At 31.3% G+C, this 22,154-nt stretch carries 25 protein-coding genes and 3 pseudogenes; 5 read left to right on the plus strand and 23 right to left on the minus strand.

What is annotated here, in order from left to right:
- Positions 1-123: 123 nt before the first annotated feature.
- Both ruvC and AC0L5U_RS11565 read right to left on the minus strand, forming a co-directional pair.
- A pseudogene (gene ruvC / locus AC0L5U_RS11560) lies at positions 124-674 on the minus strand (crossover junction endodeoxyribonuclease RuvC).
- A complete protein-coding gene (locus AC0L5U_RS11565; protein ID WP_473416557.1) occupies positions 674-1,219 on the minus strand; it encodes a cell envelope biogenesis protein OmpA in 546 nt (181 codons plus the stop codon). Before AC0L5U_RS11565 ends, ruvC begins: the two are co-directional and overlap by 1 nt.
- Before the next feature lie 125 nt (positions 1,220-1,344).
- On the opposite strand from AC0L5U_RS11565, the gene AC0L5U_RS11570 reads away from it, so the two are divergent.
- The 4 genes from AC0L5U_RS11570 to AC0L5U_RS11585 are packed head-to-tail and all read left to right on the plus strand — an operon-like array spanning position 1,345 to position 4,199.
- Positions 1,345-2,310 carry a lysylphosphatidylglycerol synthase domain-containing protein gene (locus tag AC0L5U_RS11570; protein WP_473416558.1) on the plus strand — a complete coding sequence of 322 codons (966 nt, stop codon included), beginning with the start codon at positions 1,345-1,347 and terminating at the stop codon, positions 2,308-2,310.
- A gap of 1 nt (position 2,311) precedes the next feature.
- On the plus strand, positions 2,312-3,007 hold the full coding sequence (locus tag AC0L5U_RS11575; protein WP_473416559.1) for a glycosyltransferase: 696 nt from the start codon (positions 2,312-2,314) through the stop codon (positions 3,005-3,007).
- A 50-nt stretch (positions 3,008-3,057) separates the two neighbouring features.
- Positions 3,058-3,444, plus strand: a complete 387-nt coding sequence (locus AC0L5U_RS11580; protein ID WP_473416560.1) for a glycosyltransferase family 2 protein — start codon at positions 3,058-3,060, stop codon at positions 3,442-3,444.
- A gap of 20 nt (positions 3,445-3,464) precedes the next feature.
- Positions 3,465-4,199: a Bax inhibitor-1/YccA family protein gene (locus AC0L5U_RS11585; protein WP_473416562.1), complete on the plus strand. Its 735-nt coding sequence runs from the start codon at positions 3,465-3,467 to the stop codon at positions 4,197-4,199.
- On the opposite strand, the gene AC0L5U_RS11590 is transcribed toward AC0L5U_RS11585, so the two are convergent.
- The 4 genes from AC0L5U_RS11590 to AC0L5U_RS11605 form a co-directional block, all read right to left on the minus strand.
- Positions 4,196-4,672 (minus strand): hypothetical protein, encoded by a 477-nt coding sequence (locus tag AC0L5U_RS11590; protein ID WP_473416563.1) that lies wholly within the window; start codon positions 4,670-4,672, stop codon positions 4,196-4,198. The genes AC0L5U_RS11585 and AC0L5U_RS11590 overlap by 4 nt on opposite strands.
- A gap of 181 nt (positions 4,673-4,853) precedes the next feature.
- A complete protein-coding gene (locus AC0L5U_RS11595; RefSeq protein WP_473416564.1) occupies positions 4,854-5,468 on the minus strand; it encodes an energy transducer TonB in 615 nt (204 codons plus the stop codon).
- A 17-nt stretch (positions 5,469-5,485) separates the two neighbouring features.
- Complete coding sequence (locus AC0L5U_RS11600) at positions 5,486-6,115, minus strand: M56 family metallopeptidase (protein ID WP_473416565.1); 630 nt, start codon at positions 6,113-6,115, stop codon at positions 5,486-5,488.
- A 123-nt stretch (positions 6,116-6,238) separates the two neighbouring features.
- Positions 6,239-6,601 (minus strand): BlaI/MecI/CopY family transcriptional regulator, encoded by a 363-nt coding sequence (locus AC0L5U_RS11605; protein WP_473416566.1) that lies wholly within the window; start codon positions 6,599-6,601, stop codon positions 6,239-6,241.
- A gap of 140 nt (positions 6,602-6,741) precedes the next feature.
- Here AC0L5U_RS11605 and AC0L5U_RS11610 point away from each other — a divergent pair, with 140 nt between their 5' ends.
- Complete coding sequence (locus AC0L5U_RS11610) at positions 6,742-7,245, plus strand: DUF456 domain-containing protein (protein WP_473416567.1); 504 nt, start codon at positions 6,742-6,744, stop codon at positions 7,243-7,245.
- A 260-nt stretch (positions 7,246-7,505) separates the two neighbouring features.
- Here AC0L5U_RS11610 and AC0L5U_RS11615 read toward each other — a convergent pair whose 3' ends face one another.
- From AC0L5U_RS11615 to AC0L5U_RS11695, 17 genes and pseudogenes are all read right to left on the minus strand, one after another.
- The gene (locus AC0L5U_RS11615; RefSeq protein ID WP_473416568.1) at positions 7,506-7,673 is read right to left on the minus strand and encodes a hypothetical protein; all 168 of its coding nucleotides are present in this window, start codon (positions 7,671-7,673) and stop codon (positions 7,506-7,508) included.
- Positions 7,674-7,819: 146 nt separating this feature from the next.
- The gene (locus AC0L5U_RS11620) at positions 7,820-8,209 is read right to left on the minus strand and encodes a response regulator (RefSeq protein WP_473416569.1); all 390 of its coding nucleotides are present in this window, start codon (positions 8,207-8,209) and stop codon (positions 7,820-7,822) included.
- Entirely contained in the window at positions 8,172-9,386 is a 1,215-nt protein-coding gene (locus tag AC0L5U_RS11625) for a sensor histidine kinase (RefSeq protein ID WP_473416570.1), read from the minus strand. The genes AC0L5U_RS11620 and AC0L5U_RS11625 overlap by 38 nt, the downstream gene beginning before the upstream one ends.
- A 49-nt stretch (positions 9,387-9,435) precedes the next feature.
- On the minus strand, positions 9,436-9,957 hold the full coding sequence (locus tag AC0L5U_RS11630) for a tetratricopeptide repeat protein (RefSeq protein ID WP_473416571.1): 522 nt from the start codon (positions 9,955-9,957) through the stop codon (positions 9,436-9,438).
- Between the two features lie 186 nt (positions 9,958-10,143).
- On the minus strand, positions 10,144-10,287 hold the full coding sequence (locus tag AC0L5U_RS11635; RefSeq protein ID WP_473416572.1) for a hypothetical protein: 144 nt from the start codon (positions 10,285-10,287) through the stop codon (positions 10,144-10,146).
- 401 nt (positions 10,288-10,688) lie between these two features.
- Positions 10,689-10,970: a substrate-binding domain-containing protein gene (locus AC0L5U_RS11640; RefSeq protein ID WP_473416573.1), complete on the minus strand. Its 282-nt coding sequence runs from the start codon at positions 10,968-10,970 to the stop codon at positions 10,689-10,691.
- Positions 10,964-11,695: a LacI family DNA-binding transcriptional regulator gene (locus AC0L5U_RS11645; RefSeq protein ID WP_473416574.1), complete on the minus strand. Its 732-nt coding sequence runs from the start codon at positions 11,693-11,695 to the stop codon at positions 10,964-10,966. Before AC0L5U_RS11645 ends, AC0L5U_RS11640 begins: the two co-directional genes overlap by 7 nt.
- Positions 11,696-11,771: 76 nt before the next feature.
- Positions 11,772-12,800: a Gfo/Idh/MocA family protein gene (locus AC0L5U_RS11650; RefSeq protein WP_473416575.1), complete on the minus strand. Its 1,029-nt coding sequence runs from the start codon at positions 12,798-12,800 to the stop codon at positions 11,772-11,774.
- A complete protein-coding gene (locus tag AC0L5U_RS11655; protein ID WP_473416576.1) occupies positions 12,790-13,065 on the minus strand; it encodes a hypothetical protein in 276 nt (91 codons plus the stop codon). Before AC0L5U_RS11655 ends, AC0L5U_RS11650 begins: the two co-directional genes overlap by 11 nt.
- Positions 13,032-13,911, minus strand: a pseudogene (locus tag AC0L5U_RS11660) (MFS transporter). The gene AC0L5U_RS11655 and the pseudogene AC0L5U_RS11660 overlap by 34 nt, the downstream one beginning before the upstream one ends.
- 170 nt (positions 13,912-14,081) lie before the next feature.
- Positions 14,082-15,488 carry a four-carbon acid sugar kinase family protein gene (locus AC0L5U_RS11665; RefSeq protein ID WP_473416577.1) on the minus strand — a complete coding sequence of 469 codons (1,407 nt, stop codon included), beginning with the start codon at positions 15,486-15,488 and terminating at the stop codon, positions 14,082-14,084.
- Complete coding sequence (locus AC0L5U_RS11670; RefSeq protein WP_473416578.1) at positions 15,488-16,123, minus strand: cyclase family protein; 636 nt, start codon at positions 16,121-16,123, stop codon at positions 15,488-15,490. Before AC0L5U_RS11670 ends, AC0L5U_RS11665 begins: the two co-directional genes overlap by 1 nt.
- 11 nt (positions 16,124-16,134) lie before the next feature.
- A pseudogene (locus tag AC0L5U_RS11675) lies at positions 16,135-17,179 on the minus strand (tartrate dehydrogenase).
- Positions 17,172-17,816, minus strand: coding sequence for a GntR family transcriptional regulator (locus tag AC0L5U_RS11680; protein WP_473416579.1), 645 nt, complete (start codon positions 17,814-17,816; stop codon positions 17,172-17,174). Before AC0L5U_RS11680 ends, AC0L5U_RS11675 begins: the two are co-directional and overlap by 8 nt.
- A gap of 158 nt (positions 17,817-17,974) precedes the next feature.
- On the minus strand, positions 17,975-19,468 hold the full coding sequence (locus tag AC0L5U_RS11685; RefSeq protein ID WP_473416580.1) for a sulfatase family protein: 1,494 nt from the start codon (positions 19,466-19,468) through the stop codon (positions 17,975-17,977).
- 3 nt (positions 19,469-19,471) lie between these two features.
- Positions 19,472-20,896 carry a DUF4955 domain-containing protein gene (locus AC0L5U_RS11690; RefSeq protein ID WP_473416581.1) on the minus strand — a complete coding sequence of 475 codons (1,425 nt, stop codon included), beginning with the start codon at positions 20,894-20,896 and terminating at the stop codon, positions 19,472-19,474.
- Between the two features lie 119 nt (positions 20,897-21,015).
- Positions 21,016-22,017, minus strand: coding sequence for a glycoside hydrolase family 88 protein (locus AC0L5U_RS11695; protein ID WP_473416582.1), 1,002 nt, complete (start codon positions 22,015-22,017; stop codon positions 21,016-21,018).
- Positions 22,018-22,154 lie beyond the last annotated feature (137 nt).

Genomic DNA, 22,154 nt, shown 5'->3' on the forward strand with positions numbered 1-22,154 from the left:
AATTCTCTTCCGAAATAGTAAAGAAACCCTATTCTTAGAATTATTATGGTGTAATTAAAATTAATGATGTCCAATATTATTTCAGATTAAATAGATTCCTGCCCTTGCAGTAATGGCAAAAAACTACTTTTTAACCCTATCTTCATTTTGCTTCACAAAACTAGCCCATCCAGAATAACTCTTACCAACCTCAATTCTACCAGAATTATAAAAATGACAAACTGCAGCAGCCAAACCATCTGTGGCATCCAAATTCTTAGGTAATGTTTTTAAGCCCAATAAACTTTGTAACATTTTAGCAACCTGTTCTTTACTGGCATTTCCATTGCCAGTAATTGCCATTTTTATTTTTTTAGGCAGGTATTCAGTAATTGGTATTTCTCTGCTTAAACCTGCAGCCATAGCAACCCCTTGAGCTCTCCCCAACTTTAACATACTTTGTACATTTTTACCAAAAAAGGAGCTTCAATCGCAATTTCGTCTGGGTTGTGGGTATCTATTAATTCGATAGTACGCTCAAAAATTAGCTTCAATTTTAAGTAATGATCGCTATATTTTTTTAAATCCAACTCATTTAGTTGCATGAATTCCATGGTTTTACCTTTTACACTTATGAGTCCAAAACCCATAATGGTTGTTCCTGGATCTATTCCTAAAATTATTCTTTCCTTCATTAATCTCCGCAATAATAACAACCACTCAGCGAAATGGATACTCCAAATGTTATAGTTAATAAATTTCTGTTAAATGCTCCAAACCCACTTGAAACTGGATTAAAATCTTTTCCAAAACCTAATATATATGCCGTATCTAAATACAATGTCAAGCTATCAGAAATGCCATAATGTAACTCTAAACCTCCCATAGCATTTAAAAAAGAAAGTTTGTTTTTCCCATAATTTCCTAATGGCTTTACCATTGAAATTCCGGGCCCCATATGTAAAAACACACCAGTTTTATTAGATATTGCAATAGCTCTCGAAGCATCATAAACCAATTGCGTATTGATACGAGAGTAATTTAATTTAAATTCTTGAGCATTGTTATCATTAGAAACTCTACTAAATCCAAAATCTAGTTTCCCTCCTAAAACAGGTTTAAACATATATTGTAAACCCAAATTTACCGTTGGAAAATTGACTGATTTTCCTTGAAAACCTTGAACAAACCCATTACTAGAGGGGCTACTTATACCCAAAGCAATTTGTGCCTTGATCATACTCGTATCCCCTTGTGAAAACGCCGAAAAACAAAAAACTATGGTGCAAATTATTACACTTGTTATTTTAAGTCTGTTTATTTTTACATTCATAAAAACTTAATGGTTAATTTGCATTTTAAACCATGCACTACTCGCTTCCATACAAAACTAAACAATTCTTTTTTGTACTTATTAAATTAAGTATTGTATTTGGTGCTGGTTATTTCATTTACTCCAAACTAATCAATAATGGTAATTTAGGTTTTAGTAATTTTGTTGAAATTATATCAAAAAATGATGTTTTTTTGTTAAAAAACATTCTTTTTCTACTATTTTTATCCACTTTCAATTGGTTTTTAGAAATATTGAAATGGCAAAATTTAGTATTTCCCATTAAAAAAATCACTCTTAAAAATGCTTTAGAACAAAGTTTAGGAGCACTTACATCATCATTATTTACCCCAAATAGAATTGGTGAATATGGCACAAAGGCGATGTATTACACTTCAAATTACAGAAAACGCATTGTATTTATCAACCTACTGAGCAACATAATGCAAATGAGTATTACTGTAATTTTTGGCGTAATCGGTTTCAGTTTTTTTATAAATACATATGATGTAAACATCAATTATTATAAGGTTTCAAGACTTTTGATTATAATTTTAACCGTTGTCGTCATAACTGGTTTTGGTATCAAAAAAAGCAAATTCAGTATTAAGGGGTTTTCAATTGAAAAGTTAAAAAACTTTTTGGTTAACTATCCCGTAACAAAACTTTATTTAGGGTTTATATTGTCTCTGCTAAGGTACTTCATTTTCTCCTTTCAATTTTTTATACTACTCTATATATTTAAAATTGAAATTGGTTACATAAATGCTATGATGGTTATTACTTCTATGTATCTTTTGGCTTCAATTTTACCATCGATTTTTATTTTTGATGTGATTATAAAAGGAAGTGTTGCAGTATTTCTATTTTCATTTTTAAACATTAACGAACTCACTATATTGAGTATTATAACAATAATGTGGCTTTTAAATTTCGTGTTACCAAGTATCTTTGGAAGTTATTATGTGCTCAATTTTAAACTGCCTAAAAACCTATAACATGATTTTAATCGGTATTATTATTACCTTATTTTATTTGATTTTAATTGGAGGTTTTATTCTAGGTTTTGATAGAGTAAGAGAGTTTAGATTAATTGATAAGTCTTCAAAAACTAAATTTTCGGTTGTTATACCTTTTAGAAATGAAGCAGAAAATTTGGCAAAATTATTAGATTCTATTTTTGAATTAAATTACCCTAAACATCTTTTTGAAATTATTTTAGTTGATGATGCTTCTGAAGATGATTCTGTCAATATTATAAATAAAAAAGTAAAAACGCCTGATGATTCAACATTACATATTTCTATTATCAATAATGAAAGAAGTACTACTTCCCCTAAAAAAGACGCCATAACTACTGCCATAAACAAAGCTAAATACGAATGGATTGTAACCACAGATGCAGATTGTATCTTACCAAAATTTTGGTTAGATAGCTTTGATGCATTTATCAAAAAAACCAATACAGTTTGTATTGCCGCCCCTATTACCTATCATGATACTGATTCTTTTTTAAACAGGTTTCAACTACTAGACATATTCAGTTTACAAGGCGCAACAATAGGCGGTTTTGGTTTAAACAAACCTTTTTGTGTAACGGTGCAAATTTCGCCTATACTAAAACTATCTTTAATGCTGTTGATGGTTTTAATGGTAATTCATATATTTCTAGTGGCGATGATATTTTTCTATTAGAAAAAATCGTGAAAAATTATCCGCAATCAGTTCATTATTTAAAATGTGAAATGGCAATTTTACACACATTATCAGAAACCTCATGGGGTAGTTTAATGCAACAACGTGTACGTTGGGCTGCTAAAACTAAATCTTACAACAATTGGTTTGGTAAAATTACTGGAACTATCGTTTTGCTTATGAATCTACTTTTAATTTTAGCACCCATTCTCTCAATATTTAATCTTTTTAACATTAAAATTTGGGTTTATATATTGGTTATTAAAATGCTTATTGATTTTTTATTACTCTACAAAACCTCTGCATTTTTTAATCAAAGACGTGCTTTTAGAAGTTTTCTAACTAGTTTTTTCGTCTATCCTTTCTTTACTGTTTATGTTGCATTCAACTCGTTATTTGGAGGGTATATTTGGAAAGGGCGAACATTTAAAAAATAATTTTTACTAGATTTACTGACATGAAACTTCTTGATAAAACATCAAACCCTGCGTTTACAGATTACTTTTTTAATAACGACTATAAACCATCGGATAAAATGACTGTAACAGGTATTTTTATCAAATCTATAGTATCAATATCTATCATTATCATAATTTCTATTGGCATTTGGAAACTGTATAGTGAAGGTGCAGAAATTAAATGGTACTCCATGGGAGGGATGCTGGCTGCCATTATTATAAGTATCGTTATTTCAGTTAGGCAGCATTGGGCACATATTTTAGTACCGCTTTATGCAATTGCAAAAGGTTTTTTTCTTGGTGGAATGAGTGCCTATGCACATGCGCATTTCCCAAACCTACCTTATCAAGCTATTAGCGTAACCATGGTGACTTTTTTTGTAATGTTATTACTTTACCAAACCCGGATTATAGTAGTTACAAAAAAATTAAGAAGCGTAATTATTACAGCTGCTACTAGTATTTTTGTGATTTATATAGTGTCTTGGATTTTAAGCTTTTTCGGGATTAAAACTTTTATTTGGGGTATTTCATGGCCAGCAATTATCTTTAATATTGTGGCTGCAATTTTCGCTGCATTATCCTTACTTCTGGATTTTGATTACATTGAACGCCATAAAAATAAATCTCCTAAATACAAAGAATGGTTAGCTACTTGGGGATTATTAGTAACCCTAGTTTGGCTGTATGCCGAAATTTTAAGACTAATGCGAAAACTCGCCATTAGGTTTTAATTAACCTTGATTATTAGTGGTAGTTTAAAATTTGTAGTGACTTGTTGCCCACGTTTTAATGCTGGGAATATTTCTGGAAGCGCATCTAAACTTTGAAATAAAAACGACTCTATTTCAGGAATTTCCTGTTTTGTAATAGAATCTATTTGAGTTTTAATTAATGATAAGTCGCCTTTATTAGACACCTGAAAGTCCAACATTAAGGTATCATTTACATCTTGAGTTACTACAATAACTTGCTTTTGAAGATAATCTGTAATATGAGAAGTTAATGTGTTTTGAAAACATTCTTTTCTACTTGCTTTAGAAGTCATACTATCACATACTGAAAACGTAGGATAGGTGTCCACATCATTCCAATTAAACGTTTGTAACTCTTCTTTTAAAATAGCTTCCGAAGATGTTTTTTTTACGTTGAAATATTCGCAAGACGTGAGACTTAAAACTGCTAAAAAAACTAAAATTCGTTTCATGGGTTAAACTGAAACCGAAAAGTACAATTTTTTGGAAATAAAAGAATTTCTTGAAGCCAACTATCCCTTGAGTAAACCACAAAAGTATTAGTTACTGGTTATAAACTATCTACAATATTTAAAACCGAAGTTTGTGCTTCGGTTTTAAAAAATACTAAAATAGAACTGGAATTCTAATCATTTATTCAGCTACTTGAAAGATTATTGGTAATGAGTATGGTACATTTACCGATTTACCCTTATGTTTTCCAGGAATCATTTTAGGCAAGGTTTTAACAACTCTTTTTGCTTCTTCTTCTAAAGCTGGATGTGGTGCTCTTGCTCTTACATCTACAATACTACCGTTAGTATCTATTTTAAATATCACATTGATGCGCTGTCTTCCAGTTAACTCAAATTCACTAGCCAGTTTGGTGTTAAAATTTTTGTTGATATGTTTTGCTATATTATCAGACATACATCTTTTTTGCTCGTTTGAGTTTTCACAACCAGGAAATAATGGCACTTGTTCAATAACACCAAATGGTACGTCTCCGGATTCAAGATACTTATTCGACTTTTTTAGAACTTCAGATAAACTTATCATAGCCTGCTTCTCTTCTTCTAAAGTAATTTCTCCTTTAGCTTCAATAGCCATTTTTAAATTATTAATTTGATCAGTTAAAGAAAGCTCCTTATTTATGTGAACATCTCCTTCATTTTGACAGGAGGAATACATAAGCATTACAAATAATAATGGAATTAAAAGAGCAAACTTTAATAAATTAACTTGTTTTGATTTTGTTTTTTGTAACATAATAATTCGTTTTTTGATTAATGATTGTTTAAAAATTGATTGATGAATGAAATGTTTTTAGTCTCAAAAACTTGAGATAACAAGCTTTGATAATATTGAGGTTTACTGTAGGTTTTTAAAGCTTGATTATCTGCAATGAATTCATGAAGTGCTACGATTTTATTTTGATAAATGTAAACTAGAGGATTAAACCAAAATAAAATTCTTAAAAGTTCCAAGAACAGTAAATCTAAAGTATGTCTATGCTTTACATGAACCAGTTCGTGTTTTAAAACAGCTGCTCTTTGCTCTTTTTTAAGGTGTTCCCCTAAAAAGATATAATTGAAAAAAGAAAATGCTACGTCGCTTTTTGGTAAATTAACTACTAACACACCATCTAATCTTTCTTTCTGATTCTTATAAAGGAGTTGGATTAATTTTAGCAATTTATAAATGAATAAGAGGGAGGCAATACCAATACCTAAATAAAAAACAAGTTCCCAAGACCAAAAAGATTTTTCTAAAACTACTGATGATTTTAAGCTAACAGGTTGGATTGCTATTTCAGTAGGTTTCCCGATAAAAACCTCTGGTAATTTGATGATATAATCTTGAGGGATAATAGTTTTAAAACTGGATATTTTGATAAAAGGGATAATAAAAGACAAGGCTACAGTTATTAATAAATATGCACGATTCCAATTGAAAAACGTCTCCTTTTTAAAACCATCTCATAAACAATAATAAAAAAAGCTGATAAGCTATGGTCTGTATGACATAATGCATCATAATTATGAGTCTTTTTTATTAATCTCTTTTAGTACAGATTCTAAATCTTTAATATTCATATCATTCTTCTTTACAAAAAACGAAACCATACTCTTAAACGACCCTTGAAAATAATTATCAACCAATTTATTTATAGATTGATTACTATAATCTTGTTTTTTAACCATAGGAAAGTAAATATGCCCCTTGCCCTGTTTTTCATAATCTACAAATCCTTTATGTTCTAAAATTCTAACAATTGTAGATACAGTATTATATGCTGGCTTAGGTTTTGGAAACTGCTCTATAATTGCTTTTACATTGGCTTTTTTCAGTTGCCAAAGAATTTGCATAATATCCTCTTCTGCTTTAGTAAGTTGTTTCATTTCAATATTAATTAACCAATTCAACTAAATATTTAGTTATACAAATATAACTAAAAAATTAGTTTAAACTAATTTTTTAGTTTAAACTGTAACAATAGCATGGTTATTGCGTCTAAAAAGTAGAAACATTAAACATTTTTATGGATATTATTTTAATTATCATAGCATTATTATTTATGCTACTTGGTATTATAGGTAGTTTTTTACCTGTTTTACCAGGACCAATTACAAGTTGGATTGGTCTTCTTATCATGCATTTTACAGATGCAATCCCCATGAACAAATCGTTTTTAATTATAACTTTTATAATTGCAGGGTTTATATGGATTTTAGATTATATTATTCCTGCTATTGGTACTAAACGATTTGGAGGCTCTAAATACGGAATGGTTGGTACAACTATTGGATTGATTATTGGTTTAATTGCTCCTATTCCAGGAGGCATAATCATTGGTCCTTTTTTTGGAGCACTTGTTGGAGAATTGATAAATAAAAACGACTCAAAAACGGCAGTAAAAGCAGCTTTTGGATCTTTTATTGGTTTTTTAACTTCAACCTTTTTAAAATTTATAGTGGCAGTAATTTTCTTTGGATTATATATTGGTAAACTTATAGATTATAGTAATACATTATTTAATTTATAAAAAGAAGAACCCCGTGGGTCTCTCACCTCCACGGGGTTTTTTGTAAATTGCTATTATCAACAAAAAAATCGAGGGATTAATTAATCTGATATGTTGATATTACAAATGTACTGATAAGTTTCTCTTTTGAACTGTGGAAAAACCGTAACATGTTTACGGTTTCTAGGTAGAATGTACTAAAAGAGACCTTTTTGAAGTCAAAAAAAAGCAACTTTTTTTTATTTATTTTAAAATTTACACTAGATGAATAATAATAATAGCTATATAAATCCTTTGTTTCTAGCTTCACTTAATAGTGTTTCATCTTTGCCATCTTCAATAGAAAATATCTCTTTTAATTGTTTTTTTCGTTTTTCTACAGCACTTAAAGAAATGTCTAGATGAGTAGCTAAACTCTTAGTTTTAACACCCTGAGATAGTAAGTGCAAAATTTTTCTATTTCTATCATCAATAACTATATCACTAGTAATAGATTTTCTTATAAAACTATTAACTGTGCCACTATAAAATGGTGGGTTATTAAGTACTGCTTGAAATGCGCTTGCTAATTCACTAGATGTTAAATCACTCTTTATTAAAACCCCTCTGGGTCAATATTTTTCATGATGTTATGAATTCTAAAAGACTCGTTAAACATTGTGAGAATAACAATTTTAGCATCTGGTAAAACCTTTCGAGCATACTCAGCTAAATCTTCTCCAGAACTCATTTTACCATCAGTTGAAGGCGGCAAACTAATGTCTACAAATAAAAGATCATATGGTGTTTCTGACTCAACAGATTTATCCATATAAGTAACAGCTTCATCACAATTATTTGCAATATCTATTTTTAATTCTTGGTGTTCCTTTTTAGTGAATAGTAATGTATTTTGATACCCTTCAATAATCATAGGGTGATCGTCTATCATTAATATTTTTATAGTTTCAGTCGCCATACTGTTGGTAATTAATAGGTACTTCAATAATAACTGTTGTACCTTTATCTTTCTCGGAATCAATATGAAGTTTACCTTCTACCTCATTAATTCTCGAATTCAAATTTTTTAATCCTATTCCAGATTTGGCTTTATTCACATCAAATCCAGAACCGTCATCTTTTATTAACAAGCAAATTACATCATTTTTTAATTTAAAACTAATATCTACTATAGTAGCATTTGCGTGTTTATAAATATTATGCAACGTTTCTTGTAACATTCTATAAATATGAATTTTATATTTGTTAGAAACTGCATCCCAATTTATATTATCATCGTCACTAAAATCATAATCTAACTTATAAACAGTAGTTTGTGTTTTAATTAATGTTTTTATTAGATCAATAAATCCTGATCCTGAAATAAAATCGGTGTTTAATTCATGAGAGACCTTTCTAATATCATCTTCGATTGTTTTAAGTTCAGCTATATATTGACCTCTGGTAGTAATTGCTTCATTAGAATTGCTCATATTTAAACTATCCAAACTTAATCTCGTACCAAATAGTCTCCCCAGAACGCCATCATGCAACTCTTCAGATATACGCTTTTTCTCTAAGGCTCGAGCTTCTTCAATTTTTTCGTGTTCTCCTAGCATAAGATTGTAAATCTCTTCATTAGCTTCTTGCTGTTGTTTGGTAAACACTAATTCTTTATTTTTTGAGCGTTGCGAAATAATTACATAAATAAGTAATGCCGAAACCATTAAAATAACAGAGATAATTATAAGCCATAAACGTTCTCTTCCAATACGTATATTCTCATTTTCAATTTGTTTCGTTTCAAATCGAATTCTTGCAAATTTATTTCTAATTGATCTCTCTGCTTTTTGTAAACTATCACTAAGTTTTACATAATCTTTTAAATGTTGTGTTGCTTTTTCTCCTTCTTCAATTTCAGACAATAAAAACATTGAAGTTAATAGTTCATCTTTAGAATATTTTTCGGCAATTCGCTTAGCAGTATAAGCATAATTTTTAGCTGAATCTTTCAAGTCCTTATCGTAGAAGTATTTAGCCAAATGCTGATTAATTATGATAGAGTTGTAGCCTCCTTTTGGGTTAACACTATCTGCAACCTTTAAGGCTTTGAAATATAATTGAGGAAGTTCATTATAATCTTTAGACAAATACTTTGTATGTGCAAAATTATCAAGAACCAAAGCATAAAAATTTGCATTTAGCTTAACCAAGCTACTGTTAGATAAAATTTCACTCGTAGTATTTCAATGCCAATTCATAATTACCAGATTTCTTGTAAGAAAGTGCTAGATTATTTATTGAAATATTAATGTTAAACGAATTAATAGAATCATATTCTTTTTTTAATTCAATTGCTTTTTTATGATAGGATACTGACTCCTTAAATTGTCCCAATTCTCCAAAGAGTAATCCTAGATTATTATAAACATACGATTTGTATTTTTTAACTTCTTTCGACTGTTGTAAACGATTTAATAATGTCAAAGCCTCAAATGATGTTACTTCGCTAGCGGTAAAATCTTTTTCATTTTTTTGGACTACCGCTATTCCATAAAGTGTTTTTGCAGTTAGAAAATCATCACTCAATTTTTTAAAAACTTTCTCGGCTTTAAAGTAGTGGTAATATGCACTATCTCCTAAAAAATTAAATCTGTAAAACTCTCCAATATCATAATTAATCTTAGCTATTGACAAAGAATCGTTAACCTTATTATAAGAAACTAGTTTTTTAAGCGAATCTATTTTCTGCAAATTGGTTTTCTCTTGCGCAAAAAAAGAAAGCGTGAATAATAAAACGATTATAAGGGGTATTGTATATTTCAAAAACTCAATACTATTTGCGATTCCTTCAAATGTATCTATAATTTTTAATAATATCAATAAAAAAACTCATTGCGTTTGGCAATGAGTTTTTTAACTATTTAAGTAAATTATTTATTATTGATCAACTCCTCCTCCTGTATAAGCTGTTTCAGTTTCTTTATCTTTTAATAAATCATCTTCATTTAAATCTTGTTTTACACAAGACGTAAAAGATGCAAACAATAATGCCATGATTAATGTAATTTTTAGGGCTTTCATAAATATTCAATTTTAAAGGTTAATTATATTTCATTTTTTATTACAAATACATGTAAAATCGAATAGGATTTAGTTTTCTAAATCTTAAACAAGGGAAAAATGGAATAATTAATTTAAAATCGAATGTCTATTAAACAAACGAAGCTATTATACTTTTGAGGGGAATTAGACCTTGGGTCAAAAAAGGATTAATTATGTTATTTGGCTGAGGGGAAAAATGTGTGCCTAATAACTGGTGCTAAAGTAGTATTAAAGAATAGTGACATAACAATAAAATCGTTGAAATACCATTTTAATCGATAAAAAACATTTAAAATTACTTTTCGTCGATATTTTAGGCTTATAAACTATTATCGAGTGTGTTTTTAACTCTAAGACTAATAATACTTTTCAAGCAAGTATTACAAAGTAGATTTATGTTTTTCAAAACTGGTTTTTACAATTTTAGTAGAATAATCTATTACCTCCCCTGAATTCATTTCAAGTCTTTTTATGAGAAGTTGAGCAGCCTTTGCTCCTATTTTCTTAGCATGTTGTCTTATTATTGATAATTTTGGAATAGAATGGTTTGAAACTGATTTACTAGAGAAACCAACAACCGATATGTCTTTTGGTACTTTCAGTTTTAGATTAACTGCTGTATTTATTGCAATAACGCCTGATGCACTATCGGCAGCTACCACACCATCAATTCCCTTATTCTTTTTAAAGAGTTTTTTATCTTCTGCTGGGTATCTTCTCCTTTCTTTATTTTTAAAACTATTGGTTCAAACTTTTGAGATTCTAAAATGGCTTTATTATAACCTCTCTCTCTTAACTTTCCAACGCTAATATCATCTATATTACTTATAAAAACAATATGCTTTCTGCCCTCTGCAAATAAACTTTTGGTAGCATTATAAGTCGCTTCAAAATCATCTACAATTACTTTGTCGCACAAAACATCATGAGCAACTCTATCAAACATTACTAGAGGTAGGCCTTGAGCAATAGTATCTTTAAAATGTTGAATTTCATTTTTAACTTGAGTCTCTTCTGCTAAACTCATAATAAAACCATCAACACTTCCGTTAGCCAAAAGCTCTAAACTATCTTTTTCTTTTTGCAACGATTCGTTAGAGATGCAAGTTATAATATTATAGCCGTATAAATTTGCTTCTCGCTCAATACCAAACAAAACTTTAGATAAAAAGTGATTTAAAATATCTGGGATAATTACGCCAATAGTTTTGGTTTTGTTTTGTTTTAAACTCAGCGCAACTTTATTAGGTTTATAATTATATGAAGCAGCTAATTCTTTAACCCGCTTTCTTGTTTCATCTCCAATCTCTTCACTATCATTTAGCGCTTTAGAAACTGTTGAAATAGAAACGTTTAATTCTTTTGCTAGCTGCTTTAAGGTTACCATGAGGTTATCGATTCATTTAAAGAATACGCAATTTACAAAAATAGAGCTTAAAACATCTCTGTAAGATTTAGTATTATCAAATTAAAGAAATAGATGTATTCTTTTCTGCAGATTCATACACAGCTTCTTGTACTTGTAATGTTTTTAAATAATTTAACCCATCTGTTTCAAAGGGCTTATTCGATATTAAATTATCTATGAAATCACGCTGAAATATATAGCAACAATCTCCTGCAAAACCTATATTATTGTGAGTATAACTGTGTTCTGCTTCTGGTTTTCCCAAATTTTGAATGGTTATTTTTCCATCAGAATATAAGCGAATTGTACCTTTGGAACCTTCAATCAAGTACTCACCAAAAGTATACCTAGAGGTTTTAAAATTATTCTCATTATAACGATTAGCATCCCAAATTGCTGTTGCATTTGAATCAAAATTCAAAATCATCAAACCAGAATCTTCTCCTTTTATGACTGGATTTAATCGCTTTAAAATGGCAAATACATTTTTTACTTCGCCTGCGTGATACCTGAATGTATCTATAAAATGCACACCAGTTTCATAAATCAATAACTTTTTATAATCTCTAAAATAAGGTTGTCTTGATAAATAGGCATCTTCTCCCCAACCATCTCCCATTCTAGATCTAAAATTTAAATTGAATAAATTGCCAATAACATCATTTTTAATTAATTGCTTTATTTCTCTATGCCATGGCTGAAATCTAAAATTTTCATGCACTACAAAACGCACATTCTTGGTGGATACATAATCCACAATTTTTTTAGATTCCTCGTAAGTTGGGGCTAATGGTTTCTGGCAAATGATATGGACTCCATTATCTGCAGCAAACTTACACATTTCAAAATGCGTTTCTGGAGGCGTTATAATATCCACAAAATCGGGTTTCTCTTTAAGAATCATTTCCTTATAATCCGTATAATGATTTTTAACACCATAGTTCGTCATAATCCCATTAGCTCTCTCAGCATTAGAATTACAAAGGGCTGTAATTTCCACCTCAGGAATACGATTCCATGCTTCATATTGAAACTGACTAAAATAACCTGCCCCAATAGCTACCCCTTTCAATTTAGTTTGCATCACTTAATTTTTTATTAGGATTCATAAATGACCAACAGAATATTGACACAAATCCTAGTGCAGCCGCGACATAGAAAAATGGTTCGTTAGACCCTGTCCACTCTTGTAAATACGGGAATGCCAAGGCTGTTGTAAATGAACCAATATTTCCTGCCATATTCATCATACCTGAAACTTTTCCCGAATTTTCTTCGCCAATATCCATACAAAATGACCAAGAAGGACTCAAGGTCATATCTGCACCAAAATTGCAATAGATAAGCACAAAACAGCGCCTAAAGCAGTTTCCATGTACAAACTAGAAAGTATACCAATTACTACTAAAATAAATCCAATAGTTGCAGGTAATTGACGGGATAATTTCCATTTTCCTGTTTTGTAAATAGCATCAACGGTAAATCCAGACACCCAATTCCCAAGTGCACCAGCCAATAAAGGTAACATTGCATAAAAGCCTGTAGCTACTAAACTTAAATTGTATTTATCTTTTATGTAAGGAAACAACCATGTTAGCATAAAAAAGAAAATAAAGTTACTACCAATATATTGTATCATTATTAGAATAACATTTTTTGAACCCAAGATTGTACTTAAAGCTAAATTACCCCCTTTTTTCTCAACTTGTTGTTGTCTATTTTTAACAATAAAGTCTTTTTCTACATCTGACAATCCTGAATGATCTTCTGGTTTATTTCTAAAAAACGCATAGAATAAAACAGCAAATAAAATACCTACAACACCAAAAAGTAAAAGATATTTCGCCATCCCCAAGCATCAATTAAATAGGCTACTAATGGTAATGCAAATGCAGCGCCTAATCTAGAACCTGAAAAATTTATACCTTGAAATGCGCCACGTTCTTTAGTGGGAACCCACGAAAAAGCGGCTCTCGAAATATTTGGAAATGCTCCTGCTTCTCCAGCTCCAAAAATAAACCTAAAAATAGCATTGATATATAATTCCATGCTGCACCTGTTAAAGATGTAAAAATAGACCATAATACCATAATTACCGTCATTACTTTTCTAACGCCATACTTGTCACCCAAAGCGCCACCTGGAACTTGAAATAAAGCATAGCCCAAAGCGAATGCACTCAAAACCCAACCCATCTGTATATCGGTTAAACTTAAATCGGTTGTAATTTGAATCTTTAGCTGAAGAGATGTCAAACCCTATCTACATACAGAAGTAATGTGATAAGAAAGGAACCTAAAAAATCGGTAACGTTTAGAATTTTTAATCATATCTCTTTTAGTTTAGTTAGTGGATGGTTAGTCCGTTAATTGGTTAACTTTTGAATGATTGCTTTAAGTGTATTTTCATCGCCTACATTTCCCGGAAAAACTATGTAAGGTAAATTAGGAAATTTAGTTTCTGTACCCATTTCCCATAATGGAATTCCGGGATGAATTTGCCCCAAAACTTGAGACTTTTCCATATCCAAACCTTTGGTCGCCAAATCGTGTGATGTAATGCCTCCTTTTGCTAAAAGGTATTTTGGTTTAGTAGAAATACCTCTAACTAAATCAACTAATGTTTGGGAAATTCTACTAGCAATTTCAATGGTTAAATTTTCATTCTTTCCAGTTATTAATGTTCTACTGGTATAGACAATCACATCATGGCCTTGTTTTAAACTATAATCTATACTTTCAATTATTGATTGTATATAATTTGAAGCATCTTCAGATAAAACTCTTTCAACATCAACTTCTACGGTATTTCCTTTTGAAAAAAGAGACACCGCTTTTTGCAATTGTTCTGAAGATTTTTTTACATACGACCCAACAATAATTAAACCTCCATTAGTATTTCTTTTATCCAAAATAGCTTCTGCAGTTAATAATGCTTGAGGTTCTTGTCCAATAAATGAAGGCACAAAAGAGCTTGATGTTCTGTATATTATGCTTTTACCGTTTTTTTCAGCCAACAAAAGTGCTTGTGCCACTTTATCTAAATCGTAATAATTCAAACTATCGAAAATACAGTAAGATTGCGATGGTATTTCTAGAATGTTTTCGGCTAAAATATTAACATCTAAATTTCTAATGTCTTTCAATGAAAATGAAAATACATCAGAAGCATTCACTTTTCCTTTTGATTTTTCTTCTATATATTCCTTCAAATCTCCTTTTGAATATTTGAAGGAGTGGTCTTGAGCAAAAGGTGTTTCGTTTACGGGAGTAAGTACATCATCATCCTGAATATAATGAACATCATTTACCGTAACCCTCTTTCCTTCAAACATCACAGGAATAAATACGGTAATAGCTTCTTCTAATTTTAAATTCTTTTGAAGCGTTGATGGCTCTAAAGGGAAATGACCTCTTAGCGTAGAATCACTTCTACTAATTATTGAGAATTGCCGTTGTGTTAATTTTGAAGCTTTTAAGATGTTTTCCGCGATTTCCTTATAAATTATTGAAACCTCTTTTGTACCTAAACTTCTAGAATTAGTTAAAACAAAAAACACGGGAGTATCTTCAATAAACTCTTTAATAAATGTCTCCAAACTCCAATTTGCAAGTAATGGAATTTCGTATACTGTTTGATTTCCAGTTGGGTCATCATCAATAACAATGCACACCTTATCTAACTCTTTGAATAGTTGCCTATTCTTAGTGCGATAATCATACTTATCCTCTTCTGGAAAACCTTTGGAAATATGTTTTAAACTTATGCTCATTAACACCTTTCAATTGCTATTACTCTTGCAGGAGCTCCATCGCCGTCTTTAATTTTTAAAGGGAGTGCTATAAGCTCCACACACTCAGATTCCAGCTTATCGATATTTGTAAGCCCTTCAATAATTACTACGCTTTTTAGTAGAATCTCATGGATTTTAGTGACTTCTGATAGATTATTTACGTCAGCTACCGACGGTGGTTCAACAGCAATCATTTTCACTTTATTATCTATACACCAATATGCTAAATCTTCACTTATTCTAGGTAACCCATCTCTATACTTCGCAGTTCCTGCAAATTGCGACCAATCTGTCCAAATAATTAAACTATCACCAGGAACAAAGTTCTTAGTGATAGTTTCTGGAATATGTTCAACCGTAATCAATCCTTTAGAACCAACTTGTCTTGCATCTACAACCCAAGCGCGTCCTAAAAAATCTGAAACAGGGATTTCATCAATAGTTTGATGACTAACATTAAAATGAAAGGGTGCATCCATGTGAGTTCCAACATGAGAATAGAAGGTTAACGTACTAGCATTCCATCCATCTTTATCTTTGGTTTTCGCAATTTCTTTTGAAAAACCATTAATACCATTATAATATGACATTGTAAGATCTACAACCTTATTCATTTTTATATTATTTATAGGTTTGAAACTACAGCATCAGCAACATCTGAAGTACTTGCATTTCCGCCTAAATCAACAGTCAATACACCTGCCGAAGTAGATTTATCAATTGCTTCCATGATATTATTAGCAGCCTCTACTTCACCTAAATGTTCTAACATGATGGCAGCAGACCAAATTTGCCCGTAAGGATTTGCAATATTTTTCCCTGCAATGTCTGGTGCAGATCCGTGAATAGGTTCAAACATTGATGGAAATTCTTTCTCTGGATTGATATTTCCACTTCCACCTAAACCAAGGCTTCCCATAATTGCGCCACCTAAATCACTTAAAATATCTCCAAACAAATTAGTTGTTAAAACCACATCAAACTGTTCAGGTTTTAAAACAAACATTGCAGTAGAATTATCAATATACATTTGTTGGTGCTCTACATCTGGGTATTGCACAGCTACTTCTTTAATCACTCTATCCCAATACGATAAGCTATTAATTAAAGTATTTGACTTTGTAATATGAGTCATTTTTTCTTCTAGTACGCGCTAATTTAAATGCATAATGTGCCACACGCTCAATCCCTTTTCTTGTAAAAATACTAGTATCTACACCCATTCCATTTTCAGAATCTGGCAAATATTGGCTTCCAACTTGTACAAATTCGCCTTCAGTATTTTCTCTAACAATAACGAAATCTATATGCTTTTCACTTCTTAGAGGACGTGTAACACCAGGATAGGTTCTAACAGGTCTGTAATTTACATACTGATTAAAATCTGTTCTTACTTTAAAAGTATAATCTTTTGCAGGAAGTGTATCGTCGACGGCTGGTAACCCAACGGCACCAAAATAAACAGCATCAAAATTTTTAAGTTTTTCCATGCCATTATCTGGTAAAAATTTACCGTTTTTTAAATAATAACCAGCTCCCCAATCAAACTCTTCAGTATCAATTGAAAAATTATGCTTTTTTGCTACAGCATTTATAACTTTTAATCCTTCTGGTACAATCTCGTTTCCGATACCATCTCCTGGTACAACTGCAATTTTGTAATTATTCACTTTCTTGGTTTTTATATTGATTTATTAATAATTCTTTTGATCTGTTAATATGAGCTCTTATTAATTTTTCCGCTTTATCTGCTTCTCCTTTTTCAATAGCTTCTATAATTTCAAAGTGTTCATTTAGCGTTTCTTCTGGTTGTCGCACCAAACCATGCCCCACAACTTTATCATGAATGTTGCTGAAAAAATAAATATTATCTAAAGGTGCATTTCCTGTTAATTTTATTAGTAAAGAATGAAACACCTCATCAGCTTCTGCATAATCATTTTCATCAATTGTTTCATTATTTATAAATGGTGTAAAACATCCTTTCAACTTTTTTACTATAGAAGGATCTTTTCTATTTGCAAGTAATCGCGCTGCCATACCTTCTAATGCTTCTCTACACACATAAATATCTATAATTTCTTTATAGTCTAAAACCCTCAAATACATGCCTCTTCTTGGAATACTTTCTACTAAATATTCATTTTCTAAAGCTAGTAATGCCTTCATTAAAGGTGTTCTGCTTACTCCTAATTGTTCAGCTATTTTTTCTTGAATTATTTTTTCGCCTTGCTTTAATTCGCCATTGCGAATCATTTCTTTTAAGCGCTTGTATATAGGTTGACTTAAATCTGTATATTCTATCATAATAACATTATTGTATTTTGTATACAAAATACAATAATACGATTTTTATTTAAAACCTAACTCACATATGGACTCAAATACTAACTTTTAATAACCAATCAAATCAGCATACTTCTTCTGTTTAAACCAAGGGTCATTGGTCTTTTTCAAAAGCGTTCCTAAATTAACAAGTAACTCTTTAGAAACTTCAGGTTGCTCCTCAATCTTAATTTTATTGAGCTGATAAGGGTCCTTAAGATTGTCATAAAAATAGGCTTCATCAATTTTTTTACGCCATGATTATCCCATGGCTTTTTATTCTCTTTAAGACAAAGTGTATACCTCTGAGTTAAAACGCCTCTTGAATTACCTAACATTAATAAAACTGCTTCTGGTTTTTCTATAGTATTCCCTTCAGGATTTAGTAATAATGATGAATAATCAATTCCTTCAATTACTGAAGGAATGTTATGTTTTAATCCCGCTAAACCCATTACAGTTGGTAAAACATCAGGAGCTCCAAACAAAACATCTTCAATTCCAGACTTTAATCCTTTAGGCCAATGCACAATAAATGGAATACCTAAAGATTCCGTTTCAAACGCATTCTTTCCAGTTTTGGAATGACTTCCCATCATCTCGCCATGATCTGAACTAAACATCACAATAGTATTATCTAATTCTCCCATTTTTTCAAGCTCATCCAAAACCTGCCCTATATATTTATCTGCGCTTGTAACATTGGCGTAATAATGGCGTGCATAGTTTGCCACTTCCAAATTGGCATTCTCTCTGACCACAAAATCATTGTCTATTTCCGGAAATTTATCTGTATCATAATATTTATGCAACGTTTCCATATCTGTATTTTCATCATCCCATGGATTATGTGGCGGATTCATAGACCATATCATACAAAAGGGCTTATTACTATCTCGTTTCCCTTTTTCATTTTTTAAATATGAAATAATTTTTTCAGCTTCATTTTTAGCAGAAAATATCTTTGGCAAATGTAATTCTCCATCCTTTTTACCTTCAATAGCATCTGGGTCGTTGGAGTAAACTCTCGGATTAAAATGTTCATCTTTTAAGGCTTGATAAAAATATTCAATATTATGTCTTGTTTTTCCTGGCGGAATATAGGTGTCGTAAAGATTAACATGGTGCCCGCCTGGAGCTTCCATTGTCCCCATATAATTTCCGTTTTCATCAAATAATGGGTCGTTTTTTAACCAATGGCACTTGCCGAAATAAGAAGTATTGTAACCTGCTTTAAAAAACAAATCTGGAATTATTTCTATATCATTTCTTAAGCTATGGTTTCTACCTACTTTACAATTGTTCCAAATGCCATTTTGTTCTGGGTACATTCCAGAAAGCATCATCCCTCTATACGGACTACACAACGGAAAATTACTTACGGCATTAGTAAATACAATACCATTTTTAGCAAGCCTATCAAAGTTTGGAGTAACCACAGGGTCGCCTTTACCCTGTGCAAAATCCTTGTATGGAGCTTCGGACCAAAAACCAGCACTATACCGTCTTAATTGATCTGGAAAGACGATTAAAATATTTGGTCTATCATCAATACTCTCAACTACTTCTGCTTTGTTTTTACAGTTGAAAAAACTCCCTAGAATTACGATTAAAATGATGTGTTTAAAATTCATTTTTTACTTTTTAATGTCTTTAATCCAATTTGGTAATGTTCCTAATCGTAATTTTAACTGTTCCTCAAATAAGGATTCTGGCTCTACAGGAGCACCTACACTCTCTAATATTTGAACTTCATTTTCATGAAACGTAGTTCCAGCACCATGAAATCCTACTATAATTGGAGGTACAATTCTCCAATACCATGTATCTGTGGCAATAAACCGAAAGTCTTCTTCCCCTTCATCTATTTCTTTATAGTTCCAAAGTACTAAATACCTCCCATGATTGGGAAGATTTTGTCTTGCTCCTCCTGCTCTTCCTTGAAAAAAACCACCTTCAACTTTATCAAAAAGTGTACATCTTGGTTGAGAGGCATGTGCTTCAAAACAGGTATGTGCTGCATATTTAGAACGCCAAATTACCGTTCCTGATGTATTGCCGTCAACCCCAAAAGAATGGTGCATACCTGCAATGTCGTTACAGTTAGCAATTAAAATATGTGTAGACCGTGATGAATGAATGGCACTATGCCCCAGATTTCCATCAATCACAACATTTAATGCTGAACAATTTGCAGAATTTGAAAAACTGGCTGCATTACTTACATTCTTAAATTTACAATCTTTAATCCAAGAATTTACGGCGTCTCCTATTTTTAAAATACTCCACCCACCATCGTCTTGTGCAGACCTATGATGTACAAATTTTTTGGTCCAATTGCCTTCGAATGTTAAATTTTCAAAACCAATATGGTTGACGTTTTTAAAAGAATGAACTTCCCAATTGTGCTTTGATTGAATATCGAAATGAATGTTAGATTTTAACACTAGCGTATTACCTTTTACTGAGGCTACTTGATGACGCTCCTTCACGCCAACACCCTCATTTAAATACCGTTTCCAAGCTTTGTCAACTTCCAACGGACTAATATCGTAAGCTACCAAATCTTTATCTGTATTGAGAACTTCTATACTTATCCAATCTCCAGCTTTTAGTTTTGTGGCGTCTTCTACCTTGATACTTTTGGTTTCTCTTTTAGAATTGGCTACTATTTTTGTGATAAACTCATCTTTCTGCAAACTTTTTACTTGAATGGCAGAAGGACATGTCCATAATTTTTTAGGATCTGCAGGTGGTAAATCTCTATCAAAAAACAGAACTGTATTGTTTTGATTTTCTCCTCTAAACACTATTTTAGAAGATAATATTCTAATGATACTTTGATCATCGTCTTCTGTATTGATATGATAGGTGCCTTTTGGAAAATAAATAATGCCCTCTCCTTTTTCTGATGCTGCTACAATTGCTTTTTTAATAGCGTTTTTATCAGAAATACCATCGTTAGGTTTTGCACCAAAGTCTGTAATATCAAACACAGGGTAATCTAGAGTTGGGATCGCCACTTCGCTATGTTTATAACCTGCATAAGAGAAATCTGGCAAAATTGGAGTTGCTCCAGTTTTTTTTGCTGCAACAAAATCCTCCCAAACTGTTTTTTTGTGCGTTACAACTAAAAATCAAAATTGAAATTAAGCTTAAATATCCTATAATTTTTTTCATATTAATTCGATTTATATCTTAACAATGCTTCTAAATAATAGTAATCGGCATAGTTAAGTGGCACATCAATTTCATTTCCATGAGGAATACTTCCCACACTATGTTTTAAGATGAAATTATTGTTTTCTCCTAATGCTGCAGTATAGGCATCAGAGGCTAACGCATTCATTATTTTATCTATGAATGATGTATACGATTCTTGAGAATATTCATCTAATTCTAACAACGCAGAAACTGTTATAGTTGCAGCCGAAACATCTCGTGGTTCATTTGGAATATTTGGCGCGTTATAATCCCAATATGGAATACCATCTTCAGGTAAGCCTTTATAGTTCATAATGTATTTCGCTATTTTTTCAGCTTGCTGCAAGTATCTTTCATCTTTTGTATAGCGATAGCAAACGGTGTAACCATAAACACCCCAAGCCTGTCCTCTAGCCCAAGAACTATTATCTGCATAACCTTGCGCCGTATGTTTTCCTCTTACCTCTCCAGTTTCTGGATTATAATCTACCACATGAACAGAACTATTATCGGCTCTAAAATGGTTTTTCATAGTTGTATTAGCGTGAGTAATCGCTGCTTCTTTATATTTAGAATCTCCGGTAAATTCACTTGCTTTAAACAATAATTCTAAATTCATCATGTTATCAACAATAACTGGAAATTGCCACCCTCTTTTTTGTTGCCAACCGCCATCTACATCCCAACTTTTAATACAACCTACAATAGGATTAAACCTTGTTAACAAAGAATCTGCTGCGGTTATCATCACATTTTTAAACGCATTATTATTTGTTAGTCGATAACCATTCCCATAGGAACAATTAAATATAAATCCTAAATCGTGATTGTTCGTTCTGTATTTATGGTCTTCAAATTGAGCTTGAAATTTTTCGGCAGCAGCTTTCCATTTTTCATTTTTTGAATGTTCAAATAAATACCATAAACTTCCTGGGAAAAACCCTTCAGTCCAATCAAATTTAGGGTTTGTCCAATGCATCTCGCCTTCTTTATTAACAGTTCTCGGAATTCGATTATTTTTTCTGCTTCTGCCAATAATAGCAAAAATTGTTGTTCCGCTTTTTCTAGCGGATTTCGTTCAGTTTTACTTTCATTTTTAACCTCCTTTTTACACGA

It is taken from the genome of Jejuia sp. G7-7 (assembly GCF_055808955.1).

Coding starts and splice junctions, on each gene's coding strand:
- AC0L5U_RS11685 (WP_473416580.1), bottom strand. CDS start 19,468: ATGAATTTTAAACACATCATTTTAATCGTAATTCTAGGGAGTTTTTTC.
- AC0L5U_RS11570 (WP_473416558.1), top strand. CDS start 1,345: ATGCACTACTCGCTTCCATACAAAACTAAACAATTCTTTTTTGTACTT.
- AC0L5U_RS11565 (WP_473416557.1), bottom strand. CDS start 1,219: ATGATCAAGGCACAAATTGCTTTGGGTATAAGTAGCCCCTCTAGTAAT.
- AC0L5U_RS11585 (WP_473416562.1), top strand. CDS start 3,465: ATGAAACTTCTTGATAAAACATCAAACCCTGCGTTTACAGATTACTTT.
- AC0L5U_RS11665 (WP_473416577.1), bottom strand. CDS start 15,488: ATGAGCATAAGTTTAAAACATATTTCCAAAGGTTTTCCAGAAGAGGAT.
- AC0L5U_RS11610 (WP_473416567.1), top strand. CDS start 6,742: ATGGATATTATTTTAATTATCATAGCATTATTATTTATGCTACTTGGT.
- AC0L5U_RS11590 (WP_473416563.1), bottom strand. CDS start 4,672: ATGAAACGAATTTTAGTTTTTTTAGCAGTTTTAAGTCTCACGTCTTGC.
- AC0L5U_RS11670 (WP_473416578.1), bottom strand. CDS start 16,123: ATGAATAAGGTTGTAGATCTTACAATGTCATATTATAATGGTATTAAT.
- AC0L5U_RS11650 (WP_473416575.1), bottom strand. CDS start 12,800: ATGCAAACTAAATTGAAAGGGGTAGCTATTGGGGCAGGTTATTTTAGT.
- AC0L5U_RS11645 (WP_473416574.1), bottom strand. CDS start 11,695: ATGGTAACCTTAAAGCAGCTAGCAAAAGAATTAAACGTTTCTATTTCA.
- AC0L5U_RS11595 (WP_473416564.1), bottom strand. CDS start 5,468: ATGTTACAAAAAACAAAATCAAAACAAGTTAATTTATTAAAGTTTGCT.
- AC0L5U_RS11695 (WP_473416582.1), bottom strand. CDS start 22,017: ATGCATTGGACAAACCCTAAATTTGATTGGACTGAAGGGTTTTTCCCA.
- AC0L5U_RS11635 (WP_473416572.1), bottom strand. CDS start 10,287: ATGAAAGCCCTAAAAATTACATTAATCATGGCATTATTGTTTGCATCT.
- AC0L5U_RS11575 (WP_473416559.1), top strand. CDS start 2,312: ATGATTTTAATCGGTATTATTATTACCTTATTTTATTTGATTTTAATT.
- AC0L5U_RS11680 (WP_473416579.1), bottom strand. CDS start 17,816: ATGATAGAATATACAGATTTAAGTCAACCTATATACAAGCGCTTAAAA.
- AC0L5U_RS11580 (WP_473416560.1), top strand. CDS start 3,058: ATGGCAATTTTACACACATTATCAGAAACCTCATGGGGTAGTTTAATG.
- AC0L5U_RS11605 (WP_473416566.1), bottom strand. CDS start 6,601: ATGAAACAACTTACTAAAGCAGAAGAGGATATTATGCAAATTCTTTGG.